Annotated in this window: 13 protein-coding genes; 2 read left to right on the top strand and 11 right to left on the bottom strand. The window is 45.5% G+C overall.

Annotation, left to right across the window (positions count from 1 at the left end; all coding sequences use genetic code 11):
* Positions 1-6: 6 nt before the first annotated feature.
* The 8 genes from MHB43_RS06765 to MHB43_RS06730 form a co-directional block, all read right to left on the bottom strand.
* Positions 7-1,200 (bottom strand): glycosyltransferase family 4 protein, encoded by a 1,194-nt coding sequence (locus tag MHB43_RS06765; protein ID WP_405131589.1) that lies wholly within the window; start codon positions 1,198-1,200, stop codon positions 7-9.
* Positions 1,201-1,225: 25 nt separating this feature from the next.
* Positions 1,226-2,188, bottom strand: coding sequence for an NAD-dependent epimerase/dehydratase family protein (locus MHB43_RS06760; RefSeq protein ID WP_405131588.1), 963 nt, complete (start codon positions 2,186-2,188; stop codon positions 1,226-1,228).
* Positions 2,189-2,207: 19 nt separating this feature from the next.
* Positions 2,208-2,879: a sugar transferase gene (locus tag MHB43_RS06755; RefSeq protein WP_405131587.1), complete on the bottom strand. Its 672-nt coding sequence runs from the start codon at positions 2,877-2,879 to the stop codon at positions 2,208-2,210.
* On the bottom strand, positions 2,876-3,784 hold the full coding sequence (gene galU / locus MHB43_RS06750; protein WP_405131586.1) for a UTP--glucose-1-phosphate uridylyltransferase GalU: 909 nt from the start codon (positions 3,782-3,784) through the stop codon (positions 2,876-2,878). Before galU ends, MHB43_RS06755 begins: the two co-directional genes overlap by 4 nt.
* 257 nt (positions 3,785-4,041) lie before the next feature.
* Positions 4,042-4,725 (bottom strand): CpsD/CapB family tyrosine-protein kinase, encoded by a 684-nt coding sequence (locus tag MHB43_RS06745; RefSeq protein WP_405131585.1) that lies wholly within the window; start codon positions 4,723-4,725, stop codon positions 4,042-4,044.
* Positions 4,706-5,455 carry a YveK family protein gene (locus MHB43_RS06740; protein WP_405131584.1) on the bottom strand — a complete coding sequence of 250 codons (750 nt, stop codon included), beginning with the start codon at positions 5,453-5,455 and terminating at the stop codon, positions 4,706-4,708. The genes MHB43_RS06745 and MHB43_RS06740 overlap by 20 nt, the downstream gene beginning before the upstream one ends.
* 58 nt (positions 5,456-5,513) lie before the next feature.
* A complete protein-coding gene (locus tag MHB43_RS06735; protein ID WP_405131583.1) occupies positions 5,514-6,278 on the bottom strand; it encodes a tyrosine-protein phosphatase in 765 nt (254 codons plus the stop codon).
* 155 nt (positions 6,279-6,433) lie between these two features.
* Positions 6,434-6,838, bottom strand: coding sequence for a hypothetical protein (locus MHB43_RS06730; protein ID WP_127551237.1), 405 nt, complete (start codon positions 6,836-6,838; stop codon positions 6,434-6,436).
* Positions 6,839-7,215: 377 nt separating this feature from the next.
* On the opposite strand from MHB43_RS06730, the gene MHB43_RS06725 reads away from it, so the two are divergent.
* Positions 7,216-7,584 (top strand): helix-turn-helix domain-containing protein, encoded by a 369-nt coding sequence (locus MHB43_RS06725; RefSeq protein ID WP_017690127.1) that lies wholly within the window; start codon positions 7,216-7,218, stop codon positions 7,582-7,584.
* A gap of 483 nt (positions 7,585-8,067) precedes the next feature.
* On the opposite strand, the gene gltB is transcribed toward MHB43_RS06725, so the two are convergent.
* The 3 genes from gltB to MHB43_RS06710 form a co-directional block, all read right to left on the bottom strand.
* A complete protein-coding gene (gene gltB / locus MHB43_RS06720) occupies positions 8,068-12,666 on the bottom strand; it encodes a glutamate synthase large subunit (RefSeq protein WP_339182679.1) in 4,599 nt (1,532 codons plus the stop codon).
* Positions 12,667-13,338: 672 nt separating this feature from the next.
* On the bottom strand, positions 13,339-15,621 hold the full coding sequence (locus MHB43_RS06715; protein WP_339182677.1) for a YhgE/Pip domain-containing protein: 2,283 nt from the start codon (positions 15,619-15,621) through the stop codon (positions 13,339-13,341).
* 207 nt (positions 15,622-15,828) lie between these two features.
* Positions 15,829-16,410, bottom strand: a complete 582-nt coding sequence (locus MHB43_RS06710; protein ID WP_237176596.1) for a TetR/AcrR family transcriptional regulator — start codon at positions 16,408-16,410, stop codon at positions 15,829-15,831.
* A gap of 382 nt (positions 16,411-16,792) precedes the next feature.
* Between MHB43_RS06710 and MHB43_RS06705 the strand changes: the two genes are divergently transcribed.
* Positions 16,793-18,007: an MGDG synthase family glycosyltransferase gene (locus tag MHB43_RS06705; RefSeq protein WP_221819331.1), complete on the top strand. Its 1,215-nt coding sequence runs from the start codon at positions 16,793-16,795 to the stop codon at positions 18,005-18,007.
* The last annotated feature ends 95 nt before the right edge of the window (positions 18,008-18,102 follow it).

The following is an 18,102-nucleotide window of genomic DNA, read 5'->3' as shown; positions in this document are numbered from 1 at the left end:
TATATGTTAACCTCCACACCTGATTAGCTTCTCGTAGATATTTGTATGTTCCTTGAAAAGGTAATCTTCATTAAAGGATCGGCTATGTGCAGAACACTGAAGCTTCAAGTTGATTTTTTCCAATTCAGACAGCCCATAATAGTCGAGAATTGCATTCTTAATTGCATCTGCACTATGGGCAGCGAATGAAAATCTCCCAGCATCCAGCAGGATTTCTGGCATCCCTCCAACTTTTGAGGCATAGACGGGTGTGCCTACCTGATACGATTCAATGACCACCCTGCCAAAAGGTTCATCCCATGTGGAAGGCACGATGGTCAGATCCATCTCTGTCATCTTCCGGGCGATTTGCGATTTATCCAGTTTGCCCATAAAAATGATACGCGGTTCTGATTCAGCCAGTTCCCGCAACTGATGCAGCATTGGACCATCCCCGTGAATGAACAACTTTCCTGCAACCTTCTGATCCAGTTTTTTTACTGCATCAATTAAATAGTGAACACCCTTTACTTCAGTTAATTGTCCAAAATATCCAATGCTCAGCGGCTGATCATGACGAACACTTTTTTTGGCATACAATTTCTGAATATTATTATTATTCTCTACAATATTATGAATCACATGTTTGGATGCGTGTTCGAAGAACCCCATCGCTGTATGCGTCCTGAGGATATGTTCGGATATGCCAATCACCGATGAGATCATACGGCTGTATCTCTTAGAAATTTGTCTGTAGAATCTGGAATACGCTGATATTTGAATGGGCTCTATCAGTGAGAAATCCCGAAGTGTATGTACAACCGGAATCTCCAGTTCAAACGCTGCTTTCCAGATCGCCAGACTGAGACCAGGAATATTCTGAGTATGAATCACAGCTGGACGTGTCAGCGCGAGATATCGTTTAATATGCCGGTACTGTCTAATATTGAATATATCCTGAACTCGCCATAACACTTTATCAGAGGCAGATACTTGCCTCGCAGAATCACCAATCCAGTAACGATTGTTAAACGGTAATCTCAGAATTTCGATACCGTTAACGGTATCTGTCCGCACTTCACCTTCCTTGTGTCCGCCTACTGTAATGACCTTTACGTCATAACTGGAATCCAGGGTCTGGGCAAGAATCTGTGTGGATATTTCGGCCCCGCCAATGACATGCGGTGGATACAAACTGTGGGCAATTAATATTTTATGCACTTATCTCATCTCACTTTGATCAGCTTCATGGGGTTTCCTGTAGCGTGGCACGAACATTCTCAATCGTTAACTTCAATCCGACTTCCAATGAAATTTCAGGCTCCCAGCCGAGCACTTTCCGTGCCTTTTCAATTACAGGACGACGGACTTTAGGATCATCCTGAGGCAAAGGTAGGAACACCAACTCGCTGTTGGATTGGGCCAACTTTTTCACCAAATACGCCACTTCAAGGACAGTGTACTCCATCGGGTTACCGATATTAATAATCTCTCCATTTGCCTCTTCTGTCTCCATCAGTTTTTGCAAACCACGGATATTGTCATCCACATAACAGAATGAACGGGTTTGCGAGCCATCCCCATAAACGGTTATGTCCTGACCCGTAAGTGCCTGGGTCACAAAATTAGAAATGACACGGCCATCATCATTCCTAAGTCCGGATGAGTACGTATTAAATATGCGCGCGACTTTAACGGAAACTCTGTGTTTCGTGTAGTATTCATAACAAAAAACTTCTCCCAAACGTTTGGCCTCATCGTAACAGGCTCTTGGCCCCCATGTGTTCACATTACCATGATAGCTCTCAGGCTGTGGATGCACTTCAGGATCTCCATAAGCTTCACTCGTACTTGAATATAGAAACTTCGCTCCCTTGGTTCGAGCGAGCTCAAGCAAATGATAGGTTCCCTTGGTGTTCACCCATATGGTACCGATCGAATCCGCTTGATAGAATTTGGGTGAAGCAGGCGAGGCAAGATGGTATACCTCATCCACAGGTTGATCCACCAGAAAATCTAGTGAATCGGGCAGAGCCACATCAGCTTCTTGAAAATAAAAGAGGGGGCTATTTGCCACCTCTTGCAAATTACTGGACAATCCTGTTGAAAGGTTATCAATACCTGTAACTTGGTGACCTTGGTGAATTAATGATTTGACTAGGTGTGAGCCCAAGAAGCCGGCTGCGCCCGTCACTACAATATGTTTCAATACTTTCACGCTCCATCAGTCAAAATGTATTGCTTTTAATCATAACCAAGGCGGTTCTGATGATAATTTTAATGTCTAACTGCAGTGAGACATTTGAGATATAGTGGAAATCATATTGCAGATTGTGATGAATGGGCTCCTTGCGAGCATCACTTACCTGCCACAATCCGGTAATACCTGGCTTTACCAGAAAACGTCTGCGCTCCAAATCCGTGTAACTTTCTTCTACGATGCGTTTCATTTCAGGTCTGGGACCTACGAAGCTCATATCCCCCTTGATAATGTTAAGCAATTGCGGTAGCTCATCCAGACTCGTTTTGCGAAGCAGCCGACCCAGACGTGTAATTCTGGGATCGTTACTTGTCGTTGGGGATAACCCATACTTCGGTGCGTCCGTTCGCATCGTTCTAAATTTATAGATATTAAACTTAATTCCGTTTTTCCCGTAACGCTCCTGTTTGAATATAATGGGTCCTTTGGAGTCAAGCTTGATCATCACCGCTATTACAAGCATGATTGGTGATGTGAGCAGCAACAGCAAAGCAGTTACAAAGAAATCGATGAACGGCTTCATAACATCAGCATACCCGCCAACGCGTTGTGAGTACGGCTGCTCAAGCGGTTTTCCATTAATTTCTTTGGCTATCGCTTCTCCACCGCTTCCGTAGTACTCTGGTCCAGAAAGATTCACAGACCATCCCCTCCTGCAATAAGCACTTGGTTCAATTTTTCCTTCATCAAAATCTCTTCGATCGCCATTAAGATTGGCGCACGCAGCTCACTATTTTTCAGTGCAAAATCTAGCGTAGTGAGGATGTACCCCAGTTTTTCACCCACATCAAACCGTGAACCTTCAAAATCATACGCAGAAATCCCCTCATCTCGGTTAAGCATTTGCAGAGCATCCGTAAGTTGAATTTCACCACCAGCACCAACATTTTGCTCTTCCAGATATTCAAAAACTTTAGGCGTTAAAATGTATCGACCCATGATTGCCAAGTTGGACGGAGCGAAGCCTAATGGAGGCTTCTCTACCATACTATTTACAGAAGAAAGGCGGCCCTCGGTATGCAACGGATCAATAATTCCATAACGGTAAGTTTCACTTGGGCTAACCGTTTTCACACCGAGCACTGACTGGTTGACTTTCTCATATTGCTGAATCAACTGCTTTGTGCACGGCACTTCGGAGACTACAATGTCATCGCCAAGCAACACGGCAAACGGCTCATTGCCGATAAAATTCCGGGCACACCAGACCGCATGCCCTAGTCCAAGCGCTTCCTTCTGCCTTATGTAGTGAATATCAACGTTAGAGGATCTCCGAACTTCTTCCAGCAAACTCAGCTTTCCTTTTCCCAGTAGATTTTGCTCCAGCTCAAACGCACTGTCGAAATGATCCTCAATTGCACGTTTACCTTTGCCTGTTACAATAATGATGTCCTCAATACCGGAAGCAACGGCTTCTTCAACGATGTATTGAATGGTCGGTTTATCCACGATAGGGAGCATCTCTTTAGGCATTGCCTTTGTAGCGGGTAAAAATCGGGTCCCCAAACCAGCTGCAGGAATGATTGCTTTCCTCACTTTAGTCATAAATACCACCCTATCCTTATTATTTTTTATGGTTTAAAAGTATGAGTTGAACCACTTAAATTCACGAAACCTTGAAATAAATTGATGCAATTCTTACTTTCAATTTCATAAAGGGGCATTCAACCCAACCTCACGTCACACCCTTGACGATACACGTCTAAGGTACACTACCCACAGTGTGACCGAGTGCCTACCTTGATAAAGGTGTAGTAGACATGACCTTGATGATGCTATTTTTGTTTTAAAACGTGCATCTCTTATGCATTCTCGATATAGTCGTTATTCCGACTTTTTGGCACCTGTACATTATTTAATACAGCTCCGAGTATCCGTGCATTTACATGTTCAAGATGTGCCTTTGCCTTTTTGACCAAATCCTTCTTCACCTTGCCAGCACTTACTATAAGAATTACGCCATCGCACAATGAACTGATGATTAAAGCGTCCGTCACTGCCAGAACAGGTGGAGTATCAAACAGAATGACATCATATTCTTCCTTCAGATTCTCAAGCAGAGCTGTCATTTTACGAGAACCTAGCATCTCGGAGGGATTAGGAGGAATCGGGCCAGAAGAGAGGACATGCAATCCTTCTACATCCGTTTCTCTCAAAACTTCCGTAACTTTATATTGACTAGACAATACACTGGTCAGCCCTACATGGTTGGGTACATTAAACATGCGGTGCACAGCAGGTTTACGTAGATCAGTATCCATAAGTAGGACCTTTTTCCCTTCCTGTGCGTAGGTAACTGCCAGATTTCCTATCGTTGTTGTTTTTCCCTCACCGGACAAAGCAGAAGCAATCATAATCGTTTGAATCTGACTATCAATGGATGAAAATTGTATGTTGGTTCTCAACTTCCGATAAGCTTCAGATGAACTGGACTTGGGGTTAGCCATTGTAACTAGGCTCCCTTTATCATTGGTTAATCGTGGCATACTGGCCATCACCTACCTGTTTTTGAGATGTTGTCTGTTTAGAGCTGCGAGCTTCTTCTTTCTTTATTTTGGATATTACAGCGAGTGCCGGAATACCTAGTTCTTTTTCCAATTCATCTTCCGTTTTCAATGTGTCATCCAAGTATTCCAAGAGGAATACAAAACCTATTGCCAGTAGAAGTCCAACTAGAAAACTGATTAGGATATTAACGATTGGATTTACATTAATGGGTTTCGATAATTCCGTAGGGTTGGCCTCACTCAGAATGGTTACATTATCAACTTTCATAATTACGGGGACTTGGGATTCAAACACTTTGGCGACGGCGTTAACCGTTTTAGCCGCTTTTTCAGAAGATAAACCGATAGCGGTTAGACTCATAACTTGGGATTCATTCGCGGTGGATACCCGGATGTTTTGTGCCAATTGGTTGCCATTCATTCCAAGATCGGGGTAAGTAGCAGCTACTTTATCGAGGATTGCTGATGATTTAATGATTTCCATATACGAGTTGATAACTTTAATGTTAGTTTGTATTGAGCCAATATCTAGACTGGGGATACCTTCTGCGTTATATGCCTGATTGACAATCAATTTGGCGTTCGCTTCATAAATTGGTATGGTGAAAAAATAGTTTTTGATACCTGCCCCAATACAAGCAACAGCAACAAATGCGACGATGATCCAAATTCGTTTGCGTAAAATTTGCATATATCCTTTCAGTTCCACCCTGTGTTCCTCCTATTCAATTAAGCAATTGTGATGATCGTTCTTTTTATCCGACTGTTTACCAGAACAACAACCTACGCTTTAGGACCAGCGGTTTTCCATGATCTATATCTATACATTGGTTGTTCCATAACGACCAAGCATTATTTTTCAATCCTTGGACCACGTCAATCCCAAATCGGCGCTCAAGCTGCTCATAAGCTGAATTCATAGCAAATGAACGAATTTGTATGTCATGTGCATCTGATGAAATGAAATGAAACCCGTTTTCTTTGCAAAAATGAAAACACCACTGCCGAACTTTCCGTCCGAAAAGCCCAGTGAAAGATTGAGCTGTGAGCTGACATAGTCCGCCTTGACTCAAGTAATCAGCCAACAACTTTGGCTTCTTCAAAATGACACGATTGCGTTCCGGATGAGCAATAATAGGGGTAATTCCCGCTATTCGTAATTCATGCAGTATCCTGGGGAACTGTGAGGGAATATGACCAAAGGGAAGTTCCAACAACATGTAACGACTTCCGGCGAGTGTGCAGCACTTTCCTGCATATAAGTCTCCAATCAGGTTGTCATGCACCCTGATCTCCTGTCCGGGACGGATCTCCAGGCGAATGTTGCGATTGCGAAGTTCTGCGTGAAGCAGGTTCACGGCCTGATTAACCACCATCGGTTCATTGTTGTATTGCCCGTTCAGGTGATGCGGAGTAGCAATAATGGAGGTAATTCCTGAGGCTGCCGCCTTCTCAGCCATTGCAATGGACTGCTCCATTCGAACAGGACCATCATCTAGGCCGGATAATATGTGGCAGTGCATTTCAACCATATCCAAACTTCCTGAAATAGTATGAGCCCCCTCGCCCCTTTATTCATTGCGCAAATGCTTTTGGTGTTAAAGAACTAATGCATAACGCTATGAAATATAGTAAAATGGCGTTAAGTACATGTTTTGTTCAGAAAATGTTAAGAATCGACTTGGAATTATATGGTGAAATCAATGTAATGATAGGGTTCCTGCAGAGCCTTTTGTTCTGTTGCCTTTTCATACTGAAAACGGGAAACCGCGGGAAACTGAACTTCAGTAAGCATTGTGTTTAACTGTCCAGTTATATATAGTTTCTGTTCGTGCTGAATATGCAAGTTCGAATGATACATTGTGAGCTCACCGAAGGGCTGTTTCCATTGCAACCTTGCGTGAAGTCGTACACATACATGTTGATCTTCAACATCCAAACCAATGAGCATTTCTGATGATACCGGCAAGTTCAGGTCGCTCAGGAAGGTGATTGCTTGAGTGTCCATTCCAAGTAACAGAACAGGGCGTCTTTTGCGGTCTACCATTTTCCCATGAAACTCCTGAATGTACATATGGACATTTAATTTCATATCAGCCCATTCCTGAATTATTGAATACATGGTTTCATTCCTTTAGAATGGATTAGCCAACTGGACTGCCTCCACTTCCTTCTCACAGGTATATGGTCCAGGCAACAAGGAGATACTTAAAATATTCCAAATGATACATTTTGTAACTCCATACGTCCAATTTACGATACAATACGTATCATGTCAAGCGGTATTTGGACATGGTTCTTTTGATTTACGACAATTTGAGATGTCCTTAGACAGACCTATTTACAAATGGGAATGGGTTAAAGGAAACACATGCGGAGTTACTCTTTTGCAGGAAAGCTGCCCTGATCAAACACTTGGCTCAGGATTGTTTCAATATATATTTGATGTCGTTCAGGGGGAAATAGCTTATGAGCTACGGAAATCGCATTGCTGAATTACGGGAACAGCGGGGACTTACTCAAGAAGAACTTGCGAGCTCCATTCATATTACCAGAGCTGCTCTCTCCCACTACGAGAAGAACCGTCGCAAACCGGATTTCGAAGTGTTAACGAGACTTGCTGACATCTTTGAGGTGTCTATTGATTATCTTATAGGACGTACAAAGCAAAGCGATGTCGTGATGGATGAGGACGTACGCGAATTCGTTGATACCTTGGAGTTATCGGATAAGGAAGTGTTGGAACGCTTCGATCTGATGATTGATGGGAAGTCCTTAACAGAAGAAGAGGCACGTCGTTTTATTGCATTTGTCCGAATGGAACGCAGCATGGACTAAACCCGAAAAGAGGACCCAGTTCCCGAGAGATAACCTCTCTGGCTTCTGGGCTTTTTTTGTGTTTTAATTCCCTTCCATTCCATGCTTGTCTATTGTGTCAAGGACGCTTGTTGTTGACGGAGGATACGAAATGGTTCCAACGCTCCGGGTCGATTCCGCATTGCAGTAAAACCTTCATGATGTCCATCTGGGTTGCTTCGACTTGTTTACCTGTCGGCCTACGATCGTCCCTGTTTGGATGCTTCATATTCATTCCGCTAACCTCTCTTATCTTTATACTTTCCCTGCCCTCCAAAACTAGCCTTATTATACTTGAGAAAGTTCCTCGATGTTGTCGTCTCATGACGATAACGTTTTTTGATGGGGTTCTAATTTTGTCGAAAGCAAAATAGGAGCAATATGGTGCCGGAATGGCAACCATATTGCTCCTATTATTCTTAATACAACCTGTTCATGCACTTACACCTTAGAACAAGGAAGTTATTAACCTCCAGCACGTGCAAGTTCACGCATATTCGCTTCAAACGCTGCAAGCAGCGCCGCTTCTCCTGTCAGACCTGTTGCCTGAATCCGTTCGATCTGTTCTGTCATCCGCTTGAAGTCCTTCGGAATAACCCGAACGAACTGATTCAGCGCATCTTGCCAGTTATCCAGAACGCGCTGACCGACAGCACTTCCTGTGTTGGCAACATGACGTTGAATCATGCCTCGCAGATCTGCACTTTCGGCCACATCTTCGATACGCTCCAAAAGAACCATTTCCAGATTACAACGTTTCAGGAATGTGCCTTCCGGATCATACACATAGGCAATACCTCCGGACATCCCTGCTGCAAAGTTACGACCTGTATCACCCAATACAACGACACGTCCACCTGTCATATACTCACAACCATGGTCGCCTACACCTTCAACGACTACTTTGGCGCCCGAGTTACGTACAGCAAATCGCTCACCCGCAATACCACGGATATACGCTTCGCCGCTTGTTGCTCCGTAGAGAGCCGTGTTACCGATAATGATGTTATCTTCCGCCTCAAACGTTGCTTTCGGAGAAGGCATCACGATCAGTTTACCTCCGGACAGTCCTTTACCTACGTAGTCATTGGAATCCCCTTCAACGGTCAAGGTCATACCTTTAGGTACAAAGGCCCCAAAGCTTTGTCCGGCAGAGCCGACAAATTTGAATTTAACCGTATCTTCCGGCAATCCTGCGAGTCCATATTTGCGTGTGATCTCACTACCCAAAATAGTACCTACTGCACGGTTAACATTTGTAATTGGAAGTACCGCTTCAACCGGTTGACCGGATTCAATTGCAGACTGTGCCAGTGGCAGCAATTGTTGCATATCCAGCGTTTCTTCCAATTGGTGATTCTGATGCTGTGTGCGATAACGTGCAGAGCCTTCCGGCATTTCAGGCACGTGCAGCAATACAGACAGATCCACACCTTTTTTCTTCCAGTGATCTACGGCTTCTACCGTTTCGAGGCAATCTGTACGTCCGACCATCTCCTGAATCGTACGGAAACCAAGATCAGCCATGATCTCACGCACATCTTCAGCAACAAATCGCATGAAGTTAACCACATGAGCCGGATCACCCATATAATTTTTACGCAATTCCGGATTCTGTGTTGCTACACCAACCGGACAGGTATCCATTTGACAGACACGCATCATGATACAGCCAAGTGCAACGAGCGGTGCTGTAGAGAAACCATACTCTTCTGCTCCAAGCAAGGCTGCAATCGCCAAGTCACGGCCGTTAAGCATTTTGCCGTCTGTTTCGAGGACAACACGGTCACGCAGATTGTTCAGCATCAACGTTTGATGTGTCTCTGCAAGACCTAGTTCCCAAGGCATACCTGCGTGGCGAATCGAACCTTGCGGTGATGCACCTGTACCACCGTCATAACCGCTGACAAGGATAATATCGGCACGACCTTTGGCTACACCAGCTGCAATGGTACCCACGCCCACTTCCGATACAAGCTTCACGTTAATCTCAGCACGCGGATTGGCATTTTTCAAGTCATAGATCAACTCTGCCAGATCCTCGATCGAGTAGATATCGTGATGCGGTGGTGGCGAGATCAGACCTACACCTGGTGTTGAACCACGGACTTCAGCAACCCAAGGATACACTTTACGTCCTGGCAGCTGTCCGCCTTCACCTGGTTTAGCTCCCTGAGCCATTTTAATCTGAATCTCGTCGGCATTAACCAAGTAGTTGGATGTAACACCAAAACGTCCGGATGCTACCTGTTTAATCGCACTGCGGCGGGAATCCCCGTTGCTATCTTTAATGAAGCGAGCCGGATCTTCTCCACCTTCACCGGTATTGGATTTACCTCCAACACGGTTCATAGCAATGGCAAGATCCTCATGCGCCTCTTTACTGATCGAACCAAAGGACATTGCACCTGTTTTGAAACGACGCATGATATCTTCTACGGATTCAACTTCTTCGAGTGGAATGGAAGCTCCCACCGGTTTCAGTTTCAGCATGGAGCGAATGGTCAACAATTGATCATTCTCACCTTGTACAAGTTTGGAATATTTTTTATACAGCTTGTAATCCCCGGTGCGTACTGCATGTTGCAGGGTATGAATGGTTTGCGGATTGAACAGATGCTCTTCTCCGTCGTTACGCCATTGATAATCCCCACCGGAATCCAATACTTTATCGTTACCGTCTTTTTCCGTAAAGGCACGGTTATGATGTGTCAACGCTTCGGCTGCCACTTCTTCCAACCCAATTCCACCGATACGGGAAGGTGTCCAGGTAAAGTAACGGTCAACGAAGTCTGATTTCAGACCTACCGCTTCGAAGATTTGAGCTCCACGATACGATTGAATCGTAGAAATCCCCATTTTGGACAACACTTTAGTAACGCCTTTGGTAGCTGCTTTAATGTAGTTTTTCACTGCTTTCTCATGCGAGATGCCACGCAGCAACCCTTGCTGAATCATGTCATCCAGCGTTTCAAAGGCCAGATAAGGGTTCACCGCACTTACACCGTAACCCAGCAGCAACGCGTAGTGGTGAATATCACGCGGTTCTGCCGATTCAAGCATAATGCTGACTTTGGTTCTGGTTCCCTGGCGAATCAGATGGTGATGCAGACCTGCTACAGCAAGCAATGCAGGAATGGCAGCATTCTCTGCGTCCACACCGCGGTCAGACAGAATCAGAATGTTATGACCTTTATCGATGACACGGTCTGCAGCTTCGAAGAGCAAATCCATCGCTTTGCGAAGTCCTTCTGCTCCTTCCGCAGCGGTGAAGAAGATTGGAATCGTCATGGAGCGGAACCCTGGGCGACGCACATGGCGAATCTTCGCAAAGTCTTCATTGGACAATACCGGTGTATCCAGACGGATCTGGCGACAACTCTCCGGTTCAGGGTTCAGCAAGTTGCGCTCAGGACCAATGGTTGTTGCCGTAGACGTTACAATCTCTTCACGGATTGCATCGATTGGCGGGTTGGTTACCTGGGCGAACATCTGTTTAAAGTAGTTGTACAGACGCTGCGGACGATCCGACAGCACAGCCAGCGGTGCATCATAACCCATCGAACCCGTAGCTTCCATACCTGTTGTTGCCATGGGCTCCAGGATTTTACGCAGTTCTTCAAATGTATAACCATATGCCAGCTGAAGCTGGGTCACGTTATCATGTTTTGGATCAGGAAGTTCCGGTGCTTCCGGCAACTCGCTCAGATCCATTAAATGCTCATCAAGCCAATCCTGATACGGATTCTCGGCTGCAATGATTGCTTTTACTTCCTCATCCGCGATGATGCGGCCTTCTTGTGTATCCACAAGCAACATCCGACCTGGACGCAGACGATCTTTGTACAGGATCTCTTCCGGCGCGATATCAAGTACCCCAACTTCGGAGGACAGGATAATACGGTCATCCTTGGTTACATAATAGCGAGCTGGACGCAATCCATTACGGTCAAGTGTTGCACCAATTTGCAAACCATCTGTGAAGGCCATTGCTGCTGGTCCATCCCAAGGCTCCATCATCGTGCTGTGATATTCATAAAATGCTTTTTTGGCAGGGTCCATGCCCTCATCTGTGCTCCAAGGTTCAGGAACCATCATCATCGCCACGTGTGGCAGGGAACGACCACTCAGATACAGGAACTCCAGCGTGTTATCAAACATGGCTGTATCCGAACCGTCCGGATTGATAACCGGTTTTACTTTCGCGATGTCGTTACCAAACAACTCGCTCTCAAACAAGGACTGTCTAGCATGCATCCAGTTCACGTTACCACGCATCGTGTTGATCTCACCGTTGTGGATCATGAAGCGATACGGGTGGGCACGTTCCCAGCTTGGGAAGGTGTTAGTACTGAAACGGGAATGCACAAGTCCAATGGCCGATTCCACGAGTTCTTCCTGCAGATCCAGATAGAACCCGCCAACTTGTTCAGTTGTCAGCATGCCTTTATATACAATTTTGCGACAAGACATGCTCGGAAGGTAGAACGAACCACCTTCTGCTTCATCTGCCGAATAACGAATAGCCAGCTCAGCGCGTCTGCGAATAACATACAACTTACGCTCGAATCCAAGCTCATCCTTCACATCTGCGGATCTTCCAATAAACACCTGACGTACATAAGGTTTCGCTGCAAGCGCAGAACGGCCAAGCATTTCATCAAAAGTAGGAACATCCCGGAAACCCAGGAACGTCTGACCTTCTTCTTCAATAATCTTCTTGAGGCTCTCTTCATGCGCACTGCGAATGGCAGGGTCTTGGGAAAGGAACAACATACCTACGCCATAGAATCCCTGTTCAGGCAATGCAAAACCAAGGCGTTTCGCTTCCTCTGCAAAAAAGCGATGTGGAATCTGAATCAGGATACCTGCTCCGTCACCGGAATTCGGCTCACTTCCCTGTCCTCCACGGTGCTCCATGTTACTGAGCATGGTCAGTGCCTGACTAACGATATCGTGTGAAGGTACTCCTTTGATGTTGGCAACAAAACCCATTCCGCATGCGTCTTTTTCGAACTGTGGGTCATACAGACCCTGTTTTGGAGGTAATCCGATGTGTCTCATGGAACGCAACCTTTCTATAATGAAGTATTTCGGAAAGATCAAGAACATAGGCAACAGGCAACAATGAAACGGGAGGAGCTGGCCTTTCGCTTGCGATAGAGCCTGCTAGATAGAAGAGGTGACAGCATGAGACTGTCAAAAATAATGCCTGCTATTGGGCAGAAGCCATTGTAATGAGATGAGCTGATCCGGACGATCCGGCAAACAGCCTGTATAAATCAACACGCAGCCGCTGGCACGGCTACTGAAATGGAGCGACGTTTTTTTGATATAGTTCTATTATTTTAACACCGACCTAACATCAGCGCAATTTAAACTTTTTAATACCTCTGATAAGAAATGTTTTGCAGTACAGCTTTACAGTAGTGACGTTTAAATTCATCTCTTTTTCGAATAATTATACACTTTTTAAGCCAGAGTACAACTGAATTAAATTGCTGACAGAAGAAAATCGTTCCATGTGCAGCCTACGTTTATCCATAATTCCACCAAATTTTCACTGCTTAAGCCAGCGAAACTTTACTTCTCTATGCATTTGTATACAAAATAGCCTGCAACCCCTTTTTGGGGTCACAGACTATTTGCACTATTTGACTACTATATTGCATAATTTCACTACAAGAAAATAAAGTTTTTCTCAAAAATATGTCCCTGCTGAAGATCAGGTTCGACTTATGCCGTCACAACTTGACCAGAATCAGCCTGTTCGACTTCTTTTTTCGGACGTCTGCCATTCCAGAGGAAGTAAGCAAGCGTCAGCAGAATGGATACCCCTGCATAGATGCTAAGAATACCTGCCTGATGCCACATCACATCCAGATTACCACTCGATACCACGGCTTTGAAGCCCATAATGCTGTGTGTCATTGGCAACCAAGGGCTAAATGCCTGAAGCCATGATGGAATCAGTTCTACCGGGAAGGTTCCTGCACTAGCCGCAAGCTGGAAGACCAGCAGCAGAATGACAACATAACGTCCAGGCAGATCCAGCCAGGTTACAAGTGCTTGAACAATCAACATGAAGGTCAGCCCCGTAATAATGGTAAACAGGTAGAACAGCCCTACGCTGTGTGTCTCCAGTCCAAGACCATATAACATGAAACTTGCCACAATAACCGATTGGAAAATGCTCACGGACCCAAATACCAATGTCCGGCTGACAAAACGATTCCAGCCTGTTGCACCAGGTACGGACGTTTCCCGCATTTTCAATACAATCGTGGAAATCAACGATCCCACAAACAAACCGATCGACAGGAAGAACGGTGTCAATCCTGTACCATAATTGCTCACGTTCTCTGCTGTGTTCTCCGAGGAGTTCACCGGTTCAGCGAACATGTTCACTACATCATCCGTTTTCTTAACTTCGGATGTTTTCTGAGCGGCGTCATTCAGCTTGGTTGCCAGTTCACTTGAGCCATCTTTTAGCTCGGTAAGACCGTCAGCCAGTTTGCCCGCGCCATCACCCAATTGCTTCGAACCATCGGTTAGTGAATTAACGCCACCACTTAGTTTACCTACACCCGTTTGCAAAGCTGTTGTCCCTGAGCCCAGCTGCTTGGCACCATCTGCAAGCAATGTACCGCCACTTGCAGCATCACCCAACTTGCCGCTGAACTGCTTCAGGCCATCGGAGAGCTGTGCTCCTCCTTGACTAAGCTGCCCGGCACCAGCCAGCAATTGTTGCTGACCATCCACTAACTGGTTCGCACCAGCCAGAAGTTGCTCCTGACCTCCATGAAGCTCGGCTGCACCCGCAGCCAGTTGCTGGTTACCCTGATGCAGCTGATCTGCACCCTGCGCCAACTTCTGCTCGCTCTCATGCAGTTGTGCACTGCCATCAGCAACAGCTTCACTTGCCGCAAGCAGTTTCTGTACATCTGCATTTTCGGCCAGTTCCGGATTTGATGCAGCAAGCTGTTTCAATCCGGCGGCTACACCCTGTGCACCATCAGCAACCTTGGAACTGCCATCTACTGCCGATTGTAGGCCTGTTGCCAGTGTACCGCTGCCCTGAACGGCACTTTGCAGACCATCCGACAGCTTCGCACTGCCCTGTTCTGACGATTTCAGGCCAGCCTGCAACTTACTTGTGCCATCCAGTGAAGACTGGAGTCCGGTTTCCAACTTGGCGCTGCCATCCTTCAACTGATCTGCTCCGCTCTGAAGCTGGCTCGAAGCAGCTGCCTGAAGCTGTTGCAGACCGGATACAAGATTCGATGTTCCACTTTCAAGCTTGGTTGCCCCTGTATGCAGCGCGTTAACACCATCACTTAATGGAGAAAGTCCTTCCTGAAGTTCAAGCGTTCCTGATGCAAGCTTCGCCAGATTATCCTTGAGCTTAACAGCACCATCATCCAGTTTGCCTGCGCCGGTATTCAGTTCACCAGCCCCATCACCTGCCTCAGCCAAGCCATCGGATACTTCGGAGAACTTGTCGAGCAATGTCTCTGCATAGGATTCAGTTACTTTGGCGGAAACTTTTGCTTTCAGGTCCTTAATAGCGGTCTTACCGATCTGCGCACCGACAAAGCTGTAATTGCCATTCGGTTCATAGATCAGATCAGCCGGCTCCGGCTTGTCATCGAGCAATGTTGTTGCTTGGGATGAGAAGTTCTCCGGAATCGTAATTTGCATATAATATTTGTCATTACTCATGCCTTCTTTGGCTTGACTCGCACTGACAAAGTCCCATTTGAAATCGGCATTTTTCTTCAGTTCATCCACTAGATCACTACCCACATGGAGGGATTTGCCCTCCAGCTCAGCGCCTTTATCCAGATTGACAACAGCAACCGGCATCTCATCCACATGACCATACGGGTCCCAATAGGCCGCAAGATAGATGCCACTATACAGGATCGGTATAAACATAATTGCAATAACAGGGATCAACACCTTCGGGTTTCTCACGGCCGATCCCACATCCTTGAAAAACACGGATAAAGATTTCATGTCATTTTCTCCCCTTAATCTCTCTGCTCCATGAGCAGGAATAACCATAATGAAATACAATGCGGCATTCCAGAAAACATACTGAAACACGAACTGACCACTTTCCTCAAACGGTCATTTTAGGACAAAAAAACAACCTGTCTTCCGACAAGCCTCCCTGCTTGATACGCGTGATAATCCATATATTATAGTAGATATAAATTCGGATTACGTTATAGCAGCAATTCCTTCCATTAAGAAAAGGCGAAAGTAAGTCTTGATTTCCTCTTTGCTCAGCGGTTGATGTTGTTTGCTCCAGTCTGAGGTGAGTGCAATGTACAGGCGAATCATCATAAATGCGACGACTTGCGGATCACAATCTCGAATCTCTCCATTGTCTTTTGCTTTCTCAAGCTCCTTAGCCAGAAAATCGGAGATTACTTTCTCCACCTTGTCCAAACCTTCCTTGGCCTGCAGCGTTCCAAAGTCCTTCAGCTCCTGAGATAACTTAACGAGCAGGTCGTGATCACGACGAAACTCTAACAATGCATCCAGTACCCGGAACAGATTATCGAAAAATGCACTTTCCAGATGTACTTCACGATGCGCGATGTTCTTCATTTCCTGAATCACTTCTATCAGGATCTGATCAAACAATTGTTCCTTATTGGTGAAAAACGTATAGATCGTTCCTTTGCCAACGTTCGCAATCTTGGCAACCTGATCCATCGTCGTTGCTTTGTATCCAAACATGGCAAACGACTGGGCTGCTGCATGAATAACCTGCTGTCTCCTGTCAATCGGAGCCATCGTATCCCTCCTTTAATCACATTCATGGTTCAATCGCTCTACATAAATGACCAGAAATACGATTCGGTCATTCGGTCAAAAACTACAATACCACCTTCGAAAACAGATTGCAACCCTAACATTTTAAAAATTGTGTTAATATTTTTTAACCTAAATGCAGTGGAAACTACTTCTGTCGTCGTCTATAGTGTAAGATGACTCAAATAATACGTATATATAATGAAGTTTAGGTTGTCTCATTGTATGATATATGGTGTAAATATTCATAGAAGAAACATGATTTTACGCTTCAATGTATATTCATGTAATAACGCATTCCCTAGCTAGAATAAACAATGAATATCTTCATTTTGAATTAAAACTTATGAATAAAGGTGAACTCATGCGAAAACCAAGAGTGCTCTTATTATCGGAAGGTTTCGGTACCGGTCACACTCAGGCCGCTCATGCGCTGGCACATGGCATCAAAAAAGTCAGTCCACATGTTCACAGTCGTGTCATTGAACTAGGCAAATTTTTGAACCCAACGGTAGCTCCACTAATTTTCTCTGCATATCGAAAGACACTATCGGTTCAACCCAAACTGGTCAGCCTGTTGTACCGCACACAGTACAATAAATCATTAAATGGTTTTACCAAGCTGGCGTTGCACCGAATTTTCTATACACAGACGGCACAGGTCGTATCCCAACTGAAACCCGATGCGGTCATCTGTACCCATCCTTTTCCGAATGCGGTCATTTCCCGGCTCAAACGCCAGGGTCTGAATATCCCGCTCTATACGGTCGTGACGGATTATGACGTGCACGGAACATGGATTAATCCGGAAGTGAACAAATATCTGGTCTCTACCCCTCAGGTCAAAGCATTGCTTGAGATTCGGGGCGTCGATCCCTCCCATATTCAGATCACGGGAATCCCTGTGCATCCAGACTTCTGGGAAGCAGGAGATAAGGTGAAGCTACGGGAAGAGATGGGGCTTCAGAACATGCCTACGGCGCTGCTTATGGGTGGTGGATGGGGACTTTCGTTTGATGAGGACCATATGAAAGCTCTCACGTCCTGGGCAGATCGTGTTCAATTGGTCTTTTGTCTAGGAAGCAATGAAAAAATGATCGCAAAAATGAAGGAAATGCCTTGCTTCCAGCATCCGAATATTCGTATTCTGGGATATACACGGGAAGTAAGCAAACTGATGGATGTATCCGATGTGCTGATTACGAAGCCAGGTGGCATGACATGCACCGAAGCACTGGCCAAGGGTCTACCGATGTTGTTCATTCCTCCGATTGCAGGTCAAGAGGAAGAGAACTGTGAATACTTTGTACAAGCCGGATACGGCCAGGTCATTCATTCTGCCGACGTGATCACCAATCGTTTCAGACAACTAGTTGAGCAGGTATCTACTCAAACTGAAAGCCCGCTGAACGTAGCACATATTTCAGGTAATCAGTCGGCCTATGATCCGAAGTGCTGTGCTCAAGCTGTTCATAACTTATTGTTCCCGACTACAGCCGAAGTCACAACAACCTCCGTGGAGCGCTTCACAGCCGGAATTGCTGCCACGTCCTTGTCAGGTACCAGAATACCATTCTGACGCCTCTAGGGGCCTATAGAACAGCTCTCACGAGGTGTTATAGGGCACAAGACAATTACTCAAGATATACAAAGAAGGTTCCCTTCCGAATTTTT

It is taken from the genome of Paenibacillus sp. FSL H8-0317 (assembly GCF_045040685.1).
Lineage (GTDB): Bacteria > Bacillota > Bacilli > Paenibacillales > Paenibacillaceae > Paenibacillus.
The sequence above is the reverse complement of the archived record's forward strand: the minus strand, read 5'-3'. Positions and strand labels throughout refer to the sequence as shown.

Coding starts and splice junctions, on each gene's coding strand:
- MHB43_RS06705 (WP_221819331.1), top strand. CDS start 16,793: ATGCGAAAACCAAGAGTGCTCTTATTATCGGAAGGTTTCGGTACCGGT.
- galU (WP_405131586.1), bottom strand. CDS start 3,784: ATGACTAAAGTGAGGAAAGCAATCATTCCTGCAGCTGGTTTGGGGACC.
- gltB (WP_339182679.1), bottom strand. CDS start 12,666: ATGAGACACATCGGATTACCTCCAAAACAGGGTCTGTATGACCCACAG.
- MHB43_RS06715 (WP_339182677.1), bottom strand. CDS start 15,621: ATGAAATCTTTATCCGTGTTTTTCAAGGATGTGGGATCGGCCGTGAGA.
- MHB43_RS06725 (WP_017690127.1), top strand. CDS start 7,216: ATGAGCTACGGAAATCGCATTGCTGAATTACGGGAACAGCGGGGACTT.
- MHB43_RS06710 (WP_237176596.1), bottom strand. CDS start 16,410: ATGGCTCCGATTGACAGGAGACAGCAGGTTATTCATGCAGCAGCCCAG.
- MHB43_RS06735 (WP_405131583.1), bottom strand. CDS start 6,278: ATGGTTGAAATGCACTGCCACATATTATCCGGCCTAGATGATGGTCCT.
- MHB43_RS06730 (WP_127551237.1), bottom strand. CDS start 6,838: ATGAAATTAAATGTCCATATGTACATTCAGGAGTTTCATGGGAAAATG.
- MHB43_RS06745 (WP_405131585.1), bottom strand. CDS start 4,725: ATGCCACGATTAACCAATGATAAAGGGAGCCTAGTTACAATGGCTAAC.